At 38.0% G+C, this 20411-nt stretch carries 19 protein-coding genes and 1 pseudogene; 13 read left to right on the forward strand and 7 right to left on the reverse strand.

The window, feature by feature from the left end:
• Positions 1-259: 259 nt before the first annotated feature.
• A complete protein-coding gene (locus BMZ78_RS14410) occupies positions 260-1024 on the forward strand; it encodes a hypothetical protein (protein ID WP_093231135.1) in 765 nt (254 codons plus the stop codon).
• A gap of 123 nt (positions 1025-1147) precedes the next feature.
• Positions 1148-1534, forward strand: a complete 387-nt coding sequence (locus BMZ78_RS14415) for a MaoC family dehydratase (protein WP_093231136.1) — start codon at positions 1148-1150, stop codon at positions 1532-1534.
• An 88-nt stretch (positions 1535-1622) separates the two neighbouring features.
• On the opposite strand, the gene BMZ78_RS14420 is transcribed toward BMZ78_RS14415, so the two are convergent.
• Both BMZ78_RS14420 and BMZ78_RS14425 read right to left on the reverse strand, forming a co-directional pair.
• Positions 1623-2444, reverse strand: a complete 822-nt coding sequence (locus tag BMZ78_RS14420) for a CAP domain-containing protein (protein ID WP_245739868.1) — start codon at positions 2442-2444, stop codon at positions 1623-1625.
• Positions 2445-2584: 140 nt separating this feature from the next.
• Complete coding sequence (locus tag BMZ78_RS14425; RefSeq protein ID WP_093231137.1) at positions 2585-3463, reverse strand: LysR family transcriptional regulator; 879 nt, start codon at positions 3461-3463, stop codon at positions 2585-2587.
• A 120-nt stretch (positions 3464-3583) separates the two neighbouring features.
• Between BMZ78_RS14425 and BMZ78_RS14430 the strand changes: the two genes are divergently transcribed.
• The 3 genes from BMZ78_RS14430 to BMZ78_RS18590 all read left to right on the forward strand — a co-directional run bounded on the left by BMZ78_RS14430 (position 3584) and on the right by BMZ78_RS18590 (position 5668).
• The gene (locus BMZ78_RS14430; protein WP_093231138.1) at positions 3584-4318 is read left to right on the forward strand and encodes an MFS transporter; all 735 of its coding nucleotides are present in this window, start codon (positions 3584-3586) and stop codon (positions 4316-4318) included.
• 36 nt (positions 4319-4354) lie between these two features.
• Positions 4355-4750 carry an MFS transporter gene (locus BMZ78_RS14435; protein WP_093231139.1) on the forward strand — a complete coding sequence of 132 codons (396 nt, stop codon included), beginning with the start codon at positions 4355-4357 and terminating at the stop codon, positions 4748-4750.
• 126 nt (positions 4751-4876) lie between these two features.
• Positions 4877-5668, forward strand: a complete 792-nt coding sequence (locus BMZ78_RS18590) for a peptidoglycan recognition protein family protein (RefSeq protein ID WP_139203337.1) — start codon at positions 4877-4879, stop codon at positions 5666-5668.
• Between the two features lie 699 nt (positions 5669-6367).
• On the opposite strand, the gene BMZ78_RS14445 is transcribed toward BMZ78_RS18590, so the two are convergent.
• A complete protein-coding gene (locus BMZ78_RS14445; RefSeq protein WP_093231140.1) occupies positions 6368-7828 on the reverse strand; it encodes a hypothetical protein in 1461 nt (486 codons plus the stop codon).
• Positions 7829-8338: 510 nt separating this feature from the next.
• Complete coding sequence (locus BMZ78_RS14450; protein ID WP_175482501.1) at positions 8339-9544, reverse strand: MFS transporter; 1206 nt, start codon at positions 9542-9544, stop codon at positions 8339-8341.
• 116 nt (positions 9545-9660) lie between these two features.
• Here BMZ78_RS14450 and BMZ78_RS14455 point away from each other — a divergent pair, with 116 nt between their 5' ends.
• Both BMZ78_RS14455 and BMZ78_RS14460 read left to right on the forward strand, forming a co-directional pair.
• Positions 9661-10548, forward strand: coding sequence for a LysR family transcriptional regulator (locus BMZ78_RS14455; protein ID WP_093231142.1), 888 nt, complete (start codon positions 9661-9663; stop codon positions 10546-10548).
• 394 nt (positions 10549-10942) lie between these two features.
• Positions 10943-12697 (forward strand): ABC transporter ATP-binding protein, encoded by a 1755-nt coding sequence (locus BMZ78_RS14460; RefSeq protein WP_093231143.1) that lies wholly within the window; start codon positions 10943-10945, stop codon positions 12695-12697.
• A 97-nt stretch (positions 12698-12794) separates the two neighbouring features.
• On the opposite strand, the pseudogene BMZ78_RS19625 reads toward BMZ78_RS14460, so the two are convergent.
• The 3 genes and pseudogenes from BMZ78_RS19625 to loaP all read right to left on the reverse strand — a co-directional run.
• Positions 12795-12863, reverse strand: a pseudogene (locus tag BMZ78_RS19625) (hypothetical protein); the annotation flags it as partial.
• The gene (locus BMZ78_RS19010) at positions 12833-12967 is read right to left on the reverse strand and encodes a creatininase family protein (protein WP_217645015.1); all 135 of its coding nucleotides are present in this window, start codon (positions 12965-12967) and stop codon (positions 12833-12835) included. The pseudogene BMZ78_RS19625 and the gene BMZ78_RS19010, both read right to left, overlap by 31 nt.
• A gap of 481 nt (positions 12968-13448) precedes the next feature.
• Entirely contained in the window at positions 13449-13979 is a 531-nt protein-coding gene (gene loaP, locus BMZ78_RS14470; protein WP_093231145.1) for an antiterminator LoaP, read from the reverse strand.
• 689 nt (positions 13980-14668) lie between these two features.
• Between loaP and BMZ78_RS14475 the strand changes: the two genes are divergently transcribed.
• From BMZ78_RS14475 to BMZ78_RS19405, 6 genes are all read left to right on the forward strand, one after another.
• The gene (locus BMZ78_RS14475) at positions 14669-15514 is read left to right on the forward strand and encodes a 4'-phosphopantetheinyl transferase family protein (RefSeq protein WP_245739869.1); all 846 of its coding nucleotides are present in this window, start codon (positions 14669-14671) and stop codon (positions 15512-15514) included.
• Positions 15515-15781: 267 nt separating this feature from the next.
• Positions 15782-16852 (forward strand): pyruvate dehydrogenase (acetyl-transferring) E1 component subunit alpha, encoded by a 1071-nt coding sequence (gene pdhA, locus BMZ78_RS14480; protein ID WP_245739870.1) that lies wholly within the window; start codon positions 15782-15784, stop codon positions 16850-16852.
• On the forward strand, positions 16852-17832 hold the full coding sequence (locus BMZ78_RS14485; protein WP_093231146.1) for an alpha-ketoacid dehydrogenase subunit beta: 981 nt from the start codon (positions 16852-16854) through the stop codon (positions 17830-17832). The genes pdhA and BMZ78_RS14485 overlap by 1 nt, the downstream gene beginning before the upstream one ends.
• Positions 17833-17844: 12 nt before the next feature.
• Entirely contained in the window at positions 17845-18954 is a 1110-nt protein-coding gene (locus BMZ78_RS14490; protein ID WP_093231147.1) for a dihydrolipoamide acetyltransferase family protein, read from the forward strand.
• Between the two features lie 13 nt (positions 18955-18967).
• Complete coding sequence (locus BMZ78_RS14495; RefSeq protein WP_093231148.1) at positions 18968-20200, forward strand: NAD(P)/FAD-dependent oxidoreductase; 1233 nt, start codon at positions 18968-18970, stop codon at positions 20198-20200.
• Positions 20201-20282: 82 nt separating this feature from the next.
• Entirely contained in the window at positions 20283-20405 is a 123-nt protein-coding gene (locus BMZ78_RS19405; protein WP_281244582.1) for a hypothetical protein, read from the forward strand.
• Positions 20406-20411: the final 6 nt, after the last annotated feature.

Here is a 20411-nt window from a genome sequence, read left to right on the forward strand (position 1 = left end):
AGTGAAATGATTATAAAAGAAGCTATTATTAAGGAATCACCCACCCGGTAATCTGGATAGGTTATTGTGTATAAATTTTGATGGTTATTTAAATTATCGCGTTTTTTCTTTTGCACATGGTAAAATAAAATATCTGTATTTCTCGGTTTTCAAAGGCAGATGTATATGGTACCAGTTAATCTGATTATGGTGGGAGTATGTGGTTTAGATTGGTAGTAGTGACGATTTCCCCATTGCTGAATAGACAGGAGTGTTTACCATGAAAATATGGAAACGATTAAATTGGATAGGGATTTGTGGAATCGTTCTTTTTCTGATATCCCTTCCTATGATCACATTAATCACCATGGAAGAAATCTATAAATCTAGTGTTAGGAGTCGATATCAAGTAGAACCTTCTTATCGTTCGTTACTTAGTCAATATCCTCCTGAAGATAGATTCCCATCCCCTCCTTTTACATATGGAAAAAATAAAGTGGAATTAAAAGTGAATGCAAGAAATGTGATTGTTAACGAAGATAAGAAATATCAAGCTATTGGTGATGTGGAAGTCTATCTCAATGGGAAGCTTTTGGATAAGCTGAATCAGCGATTAATAGAAAGTGAATATAACAGATTTGACCCTTTATCAGTTTGGGATGTTTCTGTATTTGTGTTAACAGATCAGGAAACAAAGAAAAGTCAATTGGTAATTATAGAAAATATCACGGACTACGAAGTGAAAAAGCAGAATAAATATGGATATTACGATTACCATGAAGATGAAGTAGAAGATATGCAAAAGTTCCGATTATATCGAGTGAATCAGGATGGAACTTATATGAAAGAAGAGTTTGGATATAACGGGAAGAGGACGGGGCTTCAAACATATTTGGCCCAGGGAGTAACAAGAATTGCTTTTGGACAGTATACAAATGTTTTAGATGTATGGCCTAACATCTTCTTTCCAATCCTTTATCCATTCTTCACTGGAGTCATCGGTTTGATTCTTGTTCCATTTGGTTTACGAAAAAAACAATCGTAATGAGATCCAGATGGGTTTATCCATGGTAAATTCTCTATTTGTTGAATTCAAATAATAAGTTTAATATTTCATTTTATGATAAAATACAAGTATGTCGAATCATCGAAAAGGGGTGATGAATCAATGGCGATTCAAGTAGGGGATGTATTTACATGGGAAAGAACGTTTACTGAAGAGGATGTGTTGGCGTTTGCTGAGTTCTCAGGAGATCGAGGGCGTCATCATTTGGAGAAGGATGAGCAAGGCCGACTGGTCGTTCATGGCTTGCTGACAGCTTCCATCACAACAAAAATTGGTGGAGACCTCAATTATGTGGCGAGGAAGTTTGAAATGGAATTTATTCGTCCCGTATTCACTGGTGATACCATTCGTTGTGAGGTAGAAGTAACAGAAGTGGTACCAACCGAAAAGTATTTAAGAGTAAAAATGAAATCCGTCTGCCGTAATCAGCATGGGAAAGAGGTCTTGATCGGAAAAAGTGATGGAGTAATTTGGAATAAAAATGACTGATTGGTCAATGTTTGATTGGGATCAGTCAATAAGAAATACATGAAAAAGTCTGTGAACCTTAAGGTTACAGACTTTTTCATGTATTTGCTTAATATTGAACGAATAGTTGTGTCCAGTATGTGCCCATGGATCCCCCTTTTGTAAAGCCCACACCAATATGGGTAAAGGAAGGATTCAAGATATTTGCACGGTGACCGGAACTCTCCATCCAGCTTTTCATGACCTCTTTGGCAGTCATTTGCCCTGCAGCGATGTTTTCAGCCGCTGATCGATATGAAACACCATACTGATTTAACATGTCAAAGGGTGACCCATATGTAGGGGAATAGTGACTAAAGTAGCTATTTTTTTTCATATCATCGGACTTTTTTTGTGCAAGATCTGAAAGTTTTTCGCTTGCTTTAAGCGGTTTCAATCCTCTTTTTTCACGTTCAGCATTCACCAGTTGAATCACTTCTTTTTCGATGGCTTGCAAAGAAGAGGAGCTTGCTTGATTTGCAGAATCATCTTGTTGTGAAGGTTTGTTAGGAGCGGTTGAACTTCCTGAATCACCTGACTGTGAACCCGATTGTTTCTCCTGTGAATCCGATTGTTTTTCCTGTGAACCTGATTGACTTTCTGAACGATTTACTTTTGTTTTTGTTTGATGCTCCGAGTCTGACTGCTTCCCCTCAGAACGTTTGGGATTTCCTTGGTCCATTTGATTTTCTTTGCTTTCATCAGCAGGCAAGAGGTCTTCTTCATCGAATGGGTATGAGTCATCATTTGGATTGGGAGTCGCCTTGGGAACAGGTGGCTGCTGTGAAGGCGAAGATGGTGGAGCAGCTTTCTGGTCAGAATCGGATGAGCAAGCGGTCAGTGCTGAAATGACCACTAGCGAAGAAAGAGCAGATAGAAACCAACGTTTCATAATAGCCTCCTTTCATAAAAAAAGTGGAATTTATGTTATATTACAATATTATTTATGAGATTTACATATACAATTTTTGATAAATCTTGTATTTTGGGCGTTGAAATGGGATTTCTTCAAAATGATTATGGTTCAAAATGTTAAATACAGTCTTCTTCTATCATTTCGATAAATTGCTGGATTAATTGAGAATCGTCGTGTTTTCGCCAAGTCACATAGAAATCAATAAAGGGAACAGGTTCACAAATGTTTAAAAAAATAATGCCTCTTTGATTCGATTGCAGAGAAGCCGGAATCAATGAGATACCTAAATTGGCGGAAACCAGATGCAAAACGGCTTGAAAGCTGGAAGTGTATTGAGAGATTTTTGGGTAAACGCCAGCCGCATGAAAGGCATGAATGATTTGATCGTGAAAGTAAGGATTTTTTGATTGCTCTAATAGAATAATCGGTTCATTCACTAGCAAATTTAAATTGATTCGTTTCTTGGAAGATAGAGGATGATGTTCGGATAATGCAACAACCAGTTTTTCATTCGCTATTTTCTTACATTCCAAATGGGGGTCCGTAATAGGCTGAGAGATAAAGGCGATGTCAATTCGTTTTTTATGAAGTGATGTTATTTGCTGATCAGGAGACATTTCATGTAAGACCAAGTCAATGTTCGGATAGCTTGTTTTAAAACGCTTAAGCAGAGTAGGAAGAAACATATTGATTGCCAATTCACAATAACCGATCTCAATCCATCCGATCTCGCATCGGTGGGCACGATGCGTAGCGCGAACGGCTTCGTCAACTTGTTCTAAAATCGACTTCGCATGTTCGTAAAACACTTTTCCTGTATAAGTAAGTTCAACTTGGCGGTTATTTCGTTTTAGCAGCTGAACGCCTAATTCCTCTTCGAGCTGTTGGATTTGTTGACTAAGTGGTGGTTGAGCGATATGTAAACGCTTGGCTGCCCGGCCGTAATGAAGCTCTTCGGCTACAGCTATGAAATAGCGCAAATGTCTTAACTCCATGAAATCATATCTCCTTTATATCAAAGTAATACATATGAAGTATTGGATGTACAAGGGAAATCCGATTTATGATTCTTAGTAGATATATTTCAAAATAACATACAAGGGGTTGAAATAACGATGAAGAGATATGGTCGAATCCAATCAATCCCTGACTCTATTGGGGTATTATTATTTTCCTCTTTTTTAATGAATGTGGGCGGTTTTGCTGTTTATACATTTTTAAGTATTTATTTATCCCAGACATTGCATTTTTCGGCGCTACAAGTTGGCTCCATTCTGACAGCCAATTTATTGGCACAGCGTGGACTACCACTGGTTATGGGTTTAGTAGGAGACCGAACAAGTCATAGTCAAATGATTATATTTGGATATTTGATTAGGGGGTTAGGCTTTTTAGGGATTGCTTTTTTTCAACAATATTGGATTATACTGCTCTGTGCTTTATTGGCAGGTTTAGGTGGTGCATTATTTGGTCCTTCTGTATCGGCGGTCTTCGCTTCAGTATCTATAGATCTGTATAAACAGGTATTTGCTACATACAATCAGGCATTAAATTTGGGAGTGATTACTGGACCGATCGTTGCCGGACTGCTCATCTCTATTGATCCTGTTTTCCCTTTTTTATGGGCGGGTCTGATCTTTTTATTGATGGCTTTGCTCATCTTCTTTTTTCGTAAAGAGTATCAAACTCCCCGCAGTTCAGAAAGTGTCATTTTTACATTAAAGGAAGTATTCAGTCACCGTTCTTTCATATTCTTTCTGTTAGTTCTGTGCTTTTATTGGATGATTTTTCAACTTTTGTTTCTATTCCTATTTATACCTATACAATCAGTGGTCATGCTCAATCGGTAAGTCTACTGGTAACCGTTAGTTAGTGGCTTGATTTATATGATGCTATTTAAGAAGAAATTTACCCAATATCATCCATTTTGCTTGTTAGGGATAGGTGTTTTCATTTTATCTTTAGGGCTAGTACTCATTCCTGTTTTTCAAGAGTTATGGTGGTTATTATTTTGCATTGTGATCTTTACAATTGGAGAAACCATGGTTTTTCCAGGCTCACAAGTGATTACCGCTGAAATGAGCAAAGGAAGAAATGCTGGAGCTTACTTTGGAATGTGGGAATTGTCTTGGGGAGTAGGTGGAGGGATCGGAAACTACTTAGGATCCTGGCTTGTAAAACAACCAGGAGGATTCGAATGGTCATGGTATGTTTATGCAGCCATTGGTTTGATTTGCTGTATATTGCTGGTTCGGCTGAGGGATTTTGATAAGAAATATTAGATTTGAAAATGACTGATTTGAACGGGTATAAAAAATCTGAAATGCCAATAAATTTCGTTTTGCGGTCTGTCGACTAAAACGTGGTGCATATTCATGGATATAGAGAGGATCATGGGAGGTGGAAACATGGGATGGCAATATGGATTACTCTTTGATACAGCCGAAGAGTTTATTGGCTATATTCGGGATAAACAACAGGCCAGATACCCTGAAGTGCATGTTCATGGCACTTGGCAACCGGACTTTGCAGATTTTACCGGTTCGAATCATTTGGAATTACAAGATGCAATGAAGCGATTTCATACCATTGATCGAGGATGGGATGATATTGCTCAGCACATAACCATCTTTCCAGACGGTAAAATCGTAACAGGACGTGATATCAATGTTCCACCAGCGAGTGCGGTAGGTAATAATGATCCAGATGATGACAATACTCATCCCTTTATGTTTGAAATGGTGGGAAATTTCGATGTGGGACATGACAAGTTGGATGGAGATCAACTTGACACGGCCTTAAAAATATGCCGTTTCTTTTCTGAAAAGCAAGGAGCAGTGATCCGATTTCATAATGAAATGACCGATAAAAAGACTTGTCCGGGCTCTGGAATTGACAAGGGATGGTTTGTTGATTTGATTTGTCTTAGTTGGACTCCCACTTCTCTTTTGGCCTATACAGTCGAGTCGATATATGATTCAAATCCATCCTTTCATCGTTTTTTGTATTTGAAAAATCCAATGTTTTTCGGAGAAGATGTCAAACAATTGCAGTTACGACTGAAAACGATACCTGACGGAATATTTGGCGTAAACACTTTAAAAGCACTCCTTCATTGGAAAGCATGTAACCAATGGAATGGAACAGAGCCGAAAGAAATCGTGACCCAGGAAGTGTGGCAAGCCATATTCTGCAGTTAGACAGGGGTAAAAAAAAGAGCGAATCTTAAGGGCAGATTTCGCTATTTTAATAATATTTTCAATTCTATTGCAGAATTCGAAAAACATGACTGTTTTTTTATTGCGTTGGAAAACTGGGGGTACCTAGGGTCTGTCTGGTAAATCGATCCCGCTTGCTCCGACATCGCCCTGCGAAGAAGTGTCACAGGGCCGTTCCAGCCGAAAGCAAGAGGCGCGGGCAAAAGACACCTTTTGGTTTAAAGGGATAAGTGTCACCCAACCCCGAAAACCGAAAGAGGTGTCTTCATGGATCAGCATAGCATCATTTTTAAGTCTATTCAATCATACAAGATTTACTTGATGAAATAGGGTACAGTGATCCGCTCGAAAATTTACAGTGACTGAGCTTTTGAAGTTTGGGTGTCAGCTGCAATTGGAAAATGGTCAAGTTTCCGTGAAAGCGAAGAACAAATCCACAATATTTCCATGATCCCTAATGTGGATTACTCTACGATTTTAATAAAGCTTCAGAGGTTCCTGAAGAATATTTCAAGTTGGCTTTCAGTCAACTTGTATCTAAAGCAAATAGATCTATTCGTAGATTTTCACCCGTATTTGCTGTGGATTCACTAATGGCAAGTATCTTTTGCTAATTATTTAGCACGGATTCAAGATTCAATGTTAATTTTTGGATAATCAACAGCTGTGTTTGGTTGTTGATTATTTTGATTTTATTAGAACACATTGAAAGGTGGTGTCTTCTAAGTTTGTTAAAATTAACTTATTGTTGTCTATTTTTACATCCAAAACTCTTTCAATACCTAGTGGAAAGGTTAATTTTACTTTACCATCTCTATATTCATAGCGATTTACCAAATTATATCCATCTCTAGCTATATAATGATATCTACCGTTTTTAAACTCAATAGATTTTATATCATTGAATGTTCTTCTAAAGGGGTCGTTTATACATTGATTATATTTTATTTTAGATACCCATTTCCCTTCTAAATCATTTCTCGAAAAACTGTCGTTTGACAAAATGGAAAAACTAAGAAAAATAACTAAACTTACTCTTATAATTCTTAAAATATAATTTTGTTTAGTTATCTTATTAGAGTAACTTTCATTTGACTTCTGTGTATTTTGCTCTTTCCATATATAGATGAAAATGGTTAATAATGAGATGATAAAAACTATTGTTACAGGAATATCGAATAAAGGGGAAAAGTTCAGATTGTTAGGGATAATAACTTGTCGAAATGTAGGTAAACCAACAATTAAAGTGACATTGAGTACGAGAATTTCCAATTTATTATCATTAGGTTTAGCTAAAAAAATTTTTATCATAGATAGAATGCTTAACACAATTGAAAAAGTGGTGATCACAATCACAGTTGCAATTTGATAGTAGGGGCGATTAAGTTCGATAAAAAAAGATACTGGAGGGTTATTTTCTGTTGAAAAAGTGCTAGAAATAAGAAAGCGTGAATCGTCTACAACTATTTGATTATCAAACACTTCTAATGATTTTGTTTCTTTTGATGATAGTTTTTCTTTAATTACAGGTTTGATTGTTTCTGGATGGAGTATTTGATAGGCTAATCCAATAGTATATTTATCAAAAGGATAGGAATAACCAGAGATATATAGGCTCGTTTCTACTTCTATATCTTTTTTCTCAAACTTATAAGTTCTACGATTAGATCTTAGCTCTTCAAATAAGACTAATTGTAAGGATTCTGTTTCATATCCTGCAAGAAGATCTCCATTTTCTATTTTTATAGGTCGTATAGCTAATATAATATAACCGTATTTCTTGAATAATTCAGGTTCCGGCAAATTATAGCAGGTAAGCTGGAGATCCATTTTTATTCGAGCTGTATTCGGGTTAACCTCTTTAATTCGAGTCAAAAGACTACAATGAAAGCGATCATAGTGTTCATTTTCTGGTTCCGATTGCCCTTTGGGCTTTAATATAATTTTTCCTTGTTTCCTGTACTTGTACAACAGATCATAATCCAATATTGCAATACCGAGGCCTCCATATAAACATAAACCAATCAAAAACATTAGAAAAGCAAGAGATCTCCATCTCCTTTTTTTCTTTGGTGTATTTTTTAGATACTTTTCAGGCACCCATATATCCTTATCCCCAACCTTCTTCGTCTTCCACTCCATAGCCATTCTCCTAACTTAAAATTCTTAAATCTATTGTATAAAAAACACACCTTCACTGCAAAATTTAGATATTGCAGGTGGTGAGAATGGAATGTATACTAGGATGGTTGACAGAAAAGTACTACAACTGGTTATAATGACATCGAAATCGAGAAGATTCTAGAAAAAGCCGATCCTATCCATTTACTAGAGAACGTTGAATAAATAGAATCCAAGATAAACGAGGTGGTTCAATGAATGAGAAACCACCTTTGTTCATTCCAACCATGAATAATTAAAAGAATACCATGGAACATATTTAATATCAAAATTTTCAGGGTCTGGAGGAATTGTTTAGGATATTGAAATCGTGACCCAGGAAGTGTGGCAAGCCATATTCTACAGTTAGGCAGGGGGAAAAAAGAGCGAATCATGATCCAGATTTCGCTCTTTTAGTTATCTTCGCAATTCAGTTGTGTAATACGAAAAACATGGTAAATCATATCCAAACAATAGGAATATCCAATGGTGTTAATAATCAGAATATGGTGTTTTTGATAAAGATCGATAGGCAATACATCCAAAAGCTGAGATCAAACAAAGAAGTGCAAAGGTGGTCCAAAGCCATTCAGGTTTGTTAATATCAGAAAAATAAGAATACAGCATGCCGCCCAATACATTTCCAAGTGCTCCACCTATCGCCGCAGCTATATAGGAAAAACCGAAATAGGCTCCCAGGGAACCGTGTGCAGCCATTTTCGCAATATATGTTTGATAAGCTGGCAGGAGTGTCATAGTGGCAAAGGCAATTCCTGCTAATCCGAAAATGATTGACCAAATTTTACTCGACATTCCCATAACGATAAATGTGAGAGAAAGACAAAAATAGGCCGCAAACAAAGTCTGATTCCAGCTTTTTTCTTTGAAATATTGTGTGACAGGCCATTGGAAAAGAATTATCATCAGTGTCATAAGGGGAAAGAGCCATCCTGATGAGCCCGTAAGTCGCTCGGCTGTCAGTGGGATGCTTATATAAATTTGTTGATAAATAGCATGATAAGGAATCATCATGAAAGTAAAGAAAAGAAAAAATGGGTTTTGAATGATTTGAATACTCGATTTCCTCCAAGACATGGATTTTGACGGTGAAGGAATATCATGGATAAACAAAAATGAAACACCAATTAGACAAAATACAATGCCAGCAATGAGACTTAAGACAACAAATTGATCCTGATGGATAAATAAACCAAGCGTGGGTCCTAAAATAGCTCCGGCATTTTCAGCCATATGTAATAGAGAATAGCTTTCTTTATACTTTTCTGAAGGAGTAAAGACAGCGATTAATATCTTGATGACCGGACTAAACATTGCACCTCCTGCACCGCTTAAAAAAGCATAAAGTAAAATGAGCGTGACATTTGTGGTGGTGCCCATTCCTGCAAATCCAACTCCTCGAATGATAAAACCAAGGATCGCTATCTTTTTATAACCAAATTGGTCAGCCAAACTACCACCAATCATAGCCAAACCTTGTTGACTGATTAACCGAACGGCTAGGATTACTCCAATTAAACTCGTTGAATAACCTAATGCGTGGTTAAAATAGCTTGCCAAATAAGGAACAAACATGTAGAAAATGATACAAATAATAAAATCGATCAGTATAATCAGCCAAGTTCGCCATCCAAGTGAGATTTCACTAGAGGTATTTGTAATATTTCTTGGGTTGTTCATCTTTTGACTCCTTTCTGCCAGGTTCAAGTCTATTGTAGAAGATGATTTCATATTTTAAAAACGAATAAATTTGATATAATTAATGAATAAAATTGATAAATAGGGCGTGGGGTCCAATGGAATACGAGCAAATGGAAGCTTTTTTGATGGTAGCCAAAACCAAAAGTTTTTCTCGATCTGCTGAATTATTAAATGTAGTTCAATCTACGGTTACTGTACGAATCCAACAGCTGGAAAGAAAACTGGGGAAAAAGTTATTTATAAGAAAGACGCGAAGTGTAGAACTAACTGACCATGGCAAGATTTTATTACCATATATCGAACGGGTAATGGAGTTAATCAAAGAAGGGGAACAGGCCACGATCTCATATGGTCGCTATTCTGAACGATTAACGATCGGGGGGCTCTATTCAGTTTGGAATAGTGCATTTTATTCGATTATCCAAAAATATAGACAGAAATACCCACAGGTAGCAATTCGATTGATGACAAACCATTCGGATGAAATTAACTTAAAAATAAAAGATGGACTCTTTGATGCAGGACTCGTGTGTATTCCTCCGATGGATCCTGCCTTCGAAACTGTTCCTTTATATCAAGAAACATTGGAGTTGGTAAAATCTCCTTCCCTGTCTCTTGAAAAGACCATGGTTTCATCCAAAGATCTGCTTTCTCTTCCTTATATTCATCTGGATTGGGGTCCACCGTTTACGGAATGGTTTATTCAAGAGGTTGGACAACAAGAATTGATGGGCTTTTCTGTAGATGATGCCGGTACATTATTGCGTGCTCTCCAACTGGGAGAAGGAATTGGTTTTGTACTTCATCAAACTGTCTTGGAACAGATTCAAAATGGAACATTGGAACGAGTCCCGTTTTATTCAAATCAGCCCATACCAAAACGGACTATTTTTCTGGTTTATCCAAAGCGAAAACAACATCATCCTGCTCTTCAACAATGGATTTCTTATTTGCTAGAGGAAATAAAAATATTTGCATACTGAGAAGATATCATTTTGACAGTGTGCAAAAATGTACGAATTGGTTGGAAAAAGAACGAAGCCAGGGGATATGGTGACAGTATGGATGGGGTAAACAAGGGGTACGAAAACATTTCTTCATGATAAAGCGACAGCTAAGGTCTATGTCTTCTAAGACAATAAAAGTTGCATTTTCTTATTAAGCGTCTGCGTATTTTGCTCACTTCTTAAGCATCCGGCTCGGAGTGGTCCTGAGATGGTGCTGGCGGAAAGAGTTGGAAACACGGGAGCAGGTGTTGCAATGATCTGTAACTTCAGAGACTTTTGAAATGACTTCTTGTCATTTGTCAATATCTTACTTTTTTCCTTATTATAATATAAAATTTATTCATAAGGTTCATAATCTAGGAGTGATTGAATGGAACAGAAAGTGAAATTAAATCTTTTTCGTATTATCTGGGATCACAAAAATGTATTGATGATAGGACTACTCATCATGTTAATTTCAACAGCACTCAACCTGATAAATCCATGGATTATGAAACTCATGATCGATGACGCGATTCCAAAGGCAAAGGTAGAACTGTTGGTGTATTGTATTGTTGGCGTCGTTGGCATTCCTGTCATAAACGTGTTTCTTTCCTCTTACCAGTCTTTATATCAAAGTGATGTAAATGCGAAGATCATTGCTGATTTGAGAAATCAATTGGTGGTCAAACTAACAAAGTTATCTCAGAAAACAATGGTTCAGTTTAGGCAGGGAGATATTTCAGGAAGAATCATAAGGACTTGTAGTGAGATTGCTTTTTTCATTACGGGAAGCTTGATGAGCAGCTTTTCGAATATCCTTCGTTTAGTTGGGATTTTCTTTATGATTTTTTATCTGAATTTTCAGTTGTCTATAATCTCACTGATGCTAGTACCGATCATATTGTATCTTTCTCGTATATGGAAGAAAAAAATCAGAGAAGCGAGTGAGAAAATTTGTGACTCTCGTAAAAGATATGACGAATACATTGCAGAACTGGTAACAGGGATTAAAACCGTTCAAATGTTTCATAAGGAAGAAGACGAGATTAAACAGGCGAAAAATTTAAATGCAGAGTACCGTGATTTACGACGAGTTATACAAAGGCAGCAAATGTTAATTGGGAACATTATTTGGTCAATTTATGACTCGATCAGCATTGGGGTCTTGTATGCTTTTGGAGCTTGGATGATTTTTCGCGGTCAACTTACCACGGGTGAACTGATTGCATTCACGATTTACGTACCTCAGCTGTATTCTTCCATGAGTGCGATCGTCAACTTGTATTTAAGAAAGAATGAAGTAAAGCCGGAGATTGAGCGCTATGATGAAATGATGAATCTGCCCGAAGAAAATATAGATCAGGATCATGCCGTTTCTTTACAGGAAGTGAAAGGGAAAATTGAGTTTAAACAGGTATCATTTGGTTATCAAGAAGATCACGAAAATCTTAAGCAAGTCTCCTTCACCATTCATCCTGGTGAGTTTATCGGGATCGTAGGACCTACTGGTGGAGGGAAGTCAACCATTCTAGACCTTATCATGCGCTTTTATCATCCACGAGAAGGAGAAATTCTCTTGGATGATGTTCCAATTCAACAGGTGAAGCTGGAAGATTTGCGCTCGGAGGTCAGTTTGGTTTCCCAAGATCCTTTCTTATGGAATCGGTCTATTAAGGAAAATCTTCTGTATGTAGCGCCTATGTGTACAGAGCAAGAGATTGACGAATCGATTCAAATCGCACAAATGGAAAATATGATTCGAAAAATGCCAGATGGTTTAGATACCATTATTGGTGACCGGGGAGTTCGGCTATCCGGAGGCGAGAAGCAAAGGTTGGCTATTGCCCGGGCATTGCTTCGCAAACCTTCCATTTTACTGTTAGATGAGCCTACTTCGGCACTTGATGCAAAAACGGAATCACTCCTGCAAAAATATCTGGAGAAAGTGTATAAAGGTAAAACAGTGATTGTCGTAGCTCATCGATTGGCTACGATTCGCCAAGCGGATCGCATTTTGGTGGTAGCAGATGGAATGATTCAGGAGATGGGGTCTCATCAAGAGCTGTTGGAACAAAGAGGAATGTACTATGAACTTTACAAAGAACAGATGGGCGCTCTGGAATTGGAAAAGTCATCGATTTAAGACTTTTATCGTATAAGGGAGTACTGGAGGGAACTGAAGCAAAACGTAAAGAAATAGATCCGGGAAATCCAGTATGCTCAAACGAAGCAGAATAGGGGAGTTTAGGTACGACAAAAACATATGGAAATCGCTTGGCTAATTCGTTTGCAATCGCTTCAGCAATAATACTATCTGTGCCATTGGTAGATGATAGCCATGCTCTATAGAACCAATCGGTAAAATACCAAAGTCTACTTGCTTTAAATCGGGCCAAGTCGAAAGTCGATCCATCTGCTGTCGTCCTTTCTTATGATCTATATGGTCGGCGATAAAGAAATTTAATAGAGAGGGGCTGACTCAAAAGGTTAAGATTCAGCCCATTTTCCATTAATACTATATCCAGAGTATTAAACTGAAATATATTCTATTCGGTCACCCCAATTGTGTAAAAAGGAACTTAATTCACCTTTTCTATGAAAGATTTGATCCACACGCAGATTTCGTCTATGGATAAATGGAAGACATTATAAACGCATGACTTTTTCAAGCACGCCCAATATTTTCAGTCAAATTGACGACCGCTATGAAGGAGTCCTCAAAGATATTGAAATGCAGTGGGAGTGCCTTCGGCACTGCGGTGTTTTTTTAGTATGGACATGTCCTTAAGCGATGAGACATTTTGGATTTTTACGACAACAGGTGATTTATAGAGACTCTAAGAATCAGTCTGTCTTTTATAATTGAATATTTCTGTAAGTAAATTTTTGCTCAACTAGAGTTTCGAAAGTATTTCGATTCCAACGTCAATTATTCTCTCTACACCCATGAAGTGTAAAAGTATTTTAGCTCTATTTTTATGTTTATCTATTTTTTTGATGATACCTTCCATTCCTTTTAGGGGGCCGGATATAACAAATACCCTTGAATTTTCCACATAAACTCTTGAATAATCGACTATTTCTCCATTACCTATGAGTTTTATTATCGGATTCATTTCTTCTTCATCAATTTTTGAATAGTAGGTTCCATTCTCTTTCGAATAATATGTACCGTTATTTACTAAATAGTGACACTTTGGTATTTTTTTGATTTTATGGAAGGTATCATCATTCATATTGGTTTTGATGAATACATAGCCAGGAAACATTTTTTTTAGGGTATGGCGAACTCTACCCGATTTTTTTTCAGGAATCCTTCTCTTTGGGATAACAGAATATAGTGAGTGCTCATCGAAATACAATCGGAGGAGTTTTTGAACAATTTCTTCTTTACCAGTCTCTACAAAAAGTGCATACCAATCCATTAAATCAATCCTTTCATTATGAAATAGAACCTATTTCTAATGAAAAGTTCAATCTCCAAGTTTTACTAATTAGTGAAAAGGATTTAGAACAATTCATTAATGTTTATCTAAATTGTATGAACCCCATCAAATCCCAGATAAAGAGTAGTTTATAATTAGGGGGATGAAAGGGTCATTTTTATGAATGAAAAAAATAGGACAGTAGTACAGAAGATGGAGATTGTTCTAGCTGGTATGGCTCAGGCACAAATAATTCTGTTATTTACAGAGAATACGGTATATTAGCCTGCACTCAAATATCTGTCTCCCAGAGAGTCTTTTCAAATTTTAACTTCACATGCTGTATAATTATCTACATATTTGGGTATCATTAAAAAATTATAAACTATATAATTAAAGAAGAAAATACAAATATGCTAAAAATCACAGAAAATAATTTAAAGAATGAGTTGACAATAATATAGGGCAAATATTACAATTAGCATAGTGTTTATGGTAATTAAGAGTTTAATTCAAATACAATCACCTAAGGAAAATCTAATCGACGTTTCGGCGCGTTGGAGGAACTTAGGAGTCATACGGAAACGGTTATTTTAGAGTTTATTCTTGTAGACAACTTGGGAAAAGTATGTCCGAATATATTTTCTGGCAATTCGAATAAGTGTTAACTAACATAGCGGAGAGGTTGAATGGAAGTGGTATTTTACAGGCGTGGAAGCCGATGCTCCGAGGAGGATCCCAAAACCTTAGTGAATGGTTTCCCTAAGTTGTCTATGAATAAATTAGTTTTAAAAGGAACGGATGAAAATTATAGGGCTAATATGTGTTTATGTTATTCTCCTTTTCTTGCTCAATATTTAGAAACGGTAAAATACCTGCATCCAAAAGAACTGGAGTATTATTTTACACTTAAATTTGAACAGAGAATAAAAAGCTATCTAGCAGGAAGGTATGCAGCAAAAAAGGCTGTCTCGTTTTTCGTTAGAGACGAAAATCTTGATCGGATATTAATTGAACAGGGTATTTTTAATCAACCAATCGTAGTGCATCCCAATAAAATGAATATCCAGGTAAGTATAAGCCATTGTGATGATCTTGGGGTTGCAATTGCTTTTTCGGAAGAACTTGCTATGGGGATTGATATTGAAAGAATAAGCATTGATAGAAAAGATGTACTGAGAACTCAAATGACTGATAGAGAAAAAGAATTAATCGAATCCTTGCCTTATTCCGATGAAACCACGCTTACTGTTTTCTGGACTGCTAAAGAAGCCTTGTCTAAAATCTTGAAAACGGGCTTAACGACTCCTTTTCACATTTATGAAATAAACCAAATTGAGATTAAAAACGGGGCTATATTCAGTTTTTTTAAAAATTTCACTCAATACTGCACGGTTTCTTTTATTTTTGGTCACTATATATGTTCGATAACATACCCTAGAAGGACAGAGTTGAGTACTAGGACAGTAAGGAATTTACTCTGTGATATCGAACAATCAATAAAAGACAAGGAAAAGGAATTAATGAATATATAAGAAATTTGGAGTTCTGTACGGTTTTTTACAAAGTAACAGCAGAATAATTCTTTGCTTGAAAGGGAAGAGGTTTCCCTTTTTTTATTTTGCGTTCCTAGCCAAGCTAAGGCAGCTTGCAGGTGCAAGTCCGATCGAGGTAAGAGCCAGGTCGCCTGGAGCTACAGGCAGTTGGTGGAGAAATCCTGGGGTCGAAGCCCTGTTACAAAGTAAACCATTAGGCTACGAGCAAACAGGGATTTTTCATTTTTACTGACTGGGGGGAATCCAGTGATAAAAGATTTGCCTAGAGAAAAGAGTGATATTGTCAGCATAATCGATGAAAACGGGAATCTAAGAGAAGGTGCAGAAGTAGATCTGCCCAAAGAAAATTTAATCGAGATTTATAAGTGGTTAAAACTGGTGCGGGAATTTGATCGAAAGGCGATAAAGCTTCAAAGACAAGGCAGAATCGGAGTGTACGCCTCGTTGGAAGGACAGGAGGCAGCTCAGGTTGGAAGTGCCTATGCATTAGAAAAAGAGGATATGATGTTTCCCACATACAGAGATCATGGAGCATATTTTGTTCATGGCATGCCACTGATTTGCAAATTTCGATTTTTAAAAGGATTAGACGGACTCATTGCACCAGAAGGGGTAAACGTTTTTCCGATAACAGTGCCTATTGCTACACATATCCCTCACGCTGTTGGTTACTCATTTTCCATTACACGAAAAAAACAAAACAGAATCGCCATTGCCTATTTTGGTGATGGGGCGACATCTGAGGGAGATTTTCATGAAGGGTTAAACATTGCAGGTATTTTTAAATCCCCAGCCATTTTTTTCTGTCAGAATAATCAGTATGCTATTAGCGTGCCATTGCAAAAACAAACGGCCAGTCGCTCTATTTCAGAAAAAGCAAAGGCTTATGGTATAGAAGGTATCCAAGTGGATGGCAACGACGTTTTGGCTGTATATAACGTAGTAAAATACGCTAGGGAAAAAGCGATCACAGGAAAGGGACCAACTCTGATCGAGGCATTAACGTACCGGGTCAATTCTCACACCACAGCTGATGACCATACAAGATACAGAAGTCAGGAAGAGGTGAGTAATTGGAAGAAAAGAGACCCGATTCGGAGGTATGAACTGTTACTGGAACGTTTACACCTCATCGATGAGAAAAAGAAAAGAGAGATAGAGGACTCCATACTTGAGATCATTTCATGTGCAGTTGAAGAACTGAAGGGAATGGAACCACCTGATCCGCTTGAAATGTTCTCCCATTGTTATCAGGAAAAGACTAGTGATATACGGAAACAAGCGGAATATCTCTTAGAGTTGTTAGGTGATGAATAATGGAAGAATTAAATATCGTTCAGAGTATCAACCAAGGAATAAAACAGTGCATGGAAAACGATGAGGATATCGTTCTGTTCGGACAAGATGTGGCTACAAATGGGGGAGTCTTCAGAGTTACTGATGGTTTGTTGGCACAATTTAATGAAAGCAGAGTCTTCGATACACCCTTGTCTGAATCAGGCATTGTCGGAATCGGCATCGGGATGGCCTTAAACCATCTAAAACCGATTATTGAGATACAGTTCATGGGGTTTCTCTATCCCGCCTTTGAGCAGATTGTGAGTCATGCTGCCCGCATTCGCTCCCGATCAAAGGGGAAATTTTCCCTTCCGCTTTTAATCAGAACCCCTTATGGCGGCGGTATTGGTACTCCTGAAATACACTCGGATAGTTGCGAGGCATTTTTTGTGCATCAGCCAGGTATAAAAGTGGTTGTTCCATCCAACCCATACGATGCAAAAGGCTTGATCATAAGTGCGATTCAAGATCCTGATCCTGTACTGTTCCTGGAACCAATCAAAATATACAGATCAGTAAAAGGAAAAGTCCCCAGTGAAATGTATAAGGTGCCGCTGGGTAGAGCAAACATTGTGAAAGAAGGGGATGATTTGTCTGTATTTTCTTGGGGAGCAATGTTACATGTGACGGAAAAAGCAGTAGAGGTAGCAGAAAAATCTTATGGAATCAGTATTGAAGTGGTTGATTTGCGAACCCTCTCTCCACTTGATACGGATACCATTTTAACATCTGTCGAGAAAACAGGCAGATGCCTGGTTGTTCATGAAGCTCCCAAAACTTGTGGATTGGGGGCAGAGATTGTTTCACTCGTGACGGAGAATGTGTTCTACTTCCTGAAATCTCCGATTGAACGGGTTACTGGTTTTGATATTCCATATCCTCCGTATGCATACGAAAAATACTACTTGCCAGATGTTAAGCGAATTGTTGCTTCTATTAAAAAGATAATGGATTCCTAGGGGTGAACAAATTTGTTATATGAGTTTCGGCTGCATGATTTAGGTGAAGGACTGGTCAATGCAGAAATTATGAAATGGCATGTGAAAGAAGGGGAGAACGTAGGGGTAGACGACATTTTATTGGAAGTTCAGACGGATAAAGCAGCAGTCGAAATCACCTCTCCAGTCTCCGGTAAAATCTCTTCCATATTTTATAAGTCGGGTGAAATTGTTTCGGTTGGAGATTTGTTACTGTCTATCGAGACTGATGGAAGCAGAAATAAAACGAAAACGGCAGCCCCGCAGATCTCACCCTACCTACGGAAAATGGCAAAAGATTTTGGGATTGACATCAGTTTGGTTAAAGGAACCGGCCCAAATCATCGGATTACGGAGAGCGACATCCTACGATATAAGGAGAGGATGGAGGCAGTTGATCATGATTCCAAAAATCCACCAACAAATAGTGATCGAGCCAGTCTGGTAAGAAGTGCAATTGCAAAAAAACTCTCTCTCGCAAAATCTGTTATACCTGATGTAACTACTGTCGACGAAATATGTATGGACCCATTGCTTCACCTGGTGGATTCCATCAAAAATATTACCCAGTCTAAACTCTCCGTTTTTCCTTTTATTACAAAGCTGGTTTCACTGGCACTAAAAAAACACCCTATTCTTAATGCCGTTTCCCACGAAAATAAAGTGATGATTAAGGAAGAACACAATATTGGGATAGCTGTAAATACTCCGTATGGTGTATACGCCCCTGTCATAAAAAATGTAGAAAAAAAATCAGTCTTGCAACTGGCAGAGGAAATGAAACAGCTGACAAAGTTGGCGAAGGAAAACAAGTTGCAACCTCACGACATGCAAGATGGAACCATTACCATTACGAATATGGGACCAATAGGAGGGCTTTTTGCTACACCAATTATTAACTACCCTCAAGTTGCCATCATCGGGATAAACAAGATGCAAAAACGACCAGTTGTCATAGAAGACGAGCTGCAGATCCGGCAAATGATTTATCTCTCGGTTACATTTGATCATAGGTTCATGGATGGGGTAGAGGTTGTTACGTTTATCAACTTACTTAAAAAATATATGGAAAATCCAGAAGTCTCACTGCTTGGAATAGAGTAATAGGAGTGGTTTTGTGGATTTCAATAATCAAGAATATGATGTAATTATCGTTGGTGCACGGGTTGCCGGGAGCAGTCTTGCCATTCTCTTGAGCAAGATGGGGAAACGCGTACTATTGATTGATCGCGATCGGTTTCCAAGCGATACTCTTTCCACTCACCATATTGGACATGTCAAATATCTAAGGGAGCTGGGCGTTTTGGCAGATGTCGAAGCGCTCGGACTTAGACGTCTCACCCGATGGAGAACTTATATAGGCGATTGTATTCTGGAAGGCCCTCACGTGCATTACGCACTGGTTCCTCGCAGAATTCATCTAGATCAAATTTTGCTTGATCATGCTTTAAGGTATAAGACGTTACATTTTGCCGTTCAGATGTCTGTTGTCCAGTTGATTGAAGATAACGGTGTTGTAGTTGGAGTTATCATGCAGGACAGAAATGGAAAACAAATAGAAGCCCGAGCCCGGATTGTTGTTGGTGCAGATGGTAAGTACTCAAAGATTGCTAAATGGGTAGAGGCTGAAACATATAACGAAGTTCCTGCTGTTCGTTCCGTTTATTATGCTTACTTTAAAGGAGTCACCCCCTTAGCAGAACCGGCTACAGAAATTTTCCTCCAGGATGATCGGATGGGATTTATCTTTCCTATGCAAGAAAATCTTGACTGTTTGGTTCTTGAAATTCATCAAGATGAATTTGATACGTTCCGTAAAAACTTGGTGGAGATGTTTGAAACGGCTTTTCGAAGATTCTACGGAATGGAAAAACGGATGAGAAATGCGGTTTTGGAAGGTTCCATAAGGGGGACGCGTGGGGTGAACAATTATCTTAGGAAACCATACGGCAATGGATGGGCTCTTACTGGAGATGCTGCTTATTGCAAAGATCCCAGTACTGGTCAGGGGATTAATGACGCATTTTTACAGTCGTTCTTACTGGCAGAAGCACTAGAGAAGGTATTTGCTGGAGGCGATTGGGAAGAGACGATGTCAGAATATCATCGAAAACGTGATGAGGCAGTACTTAAATCATATCAGGCTACCATCGATTATGCCCGTATTCCACAGGTATCACCCAATACAGAGGCTTTGTTAAAGGTGTTAATTGGCATTCCATCTATTGCAGCACAATGGGCGATCGAATTACCTGGTTTATTGCGCAATTACAAAAAAATGGAACCTTACTTACAAAGAGCTGAAGAGATGGCTCAACTCATGTTCGGATATGATCCATCAATCAAATAGCTTCAGGACAGGTGCTCATGTTACCGAGCAACACCATCAGAGGGATGAAAAAGGTGTTCTGTTTTCTATATAAAGCGGAGGGATGGATTCCTTACGGAGTGATGGTGATGGTACAGTAGTCGTCACGGAAGAAGGAACCCATCCCGAAGAGCAGGAGAGACGTATCCATATTTTCAGGACAGGCCAGCGGTTTCCTTCCATATAACAGAAG

Source organism: Thermoflavimicrobium dichotomicum, from assembly GCF_900114055.1.
Classification (GTDB): domain Bacteria; phylum Bacillota; class Bacilli; order Thermoactinomycetales; family Thermoactinomycetaceae; genus Thermoflavimicrobium; species Thermoflavimicrobium dichotomicum.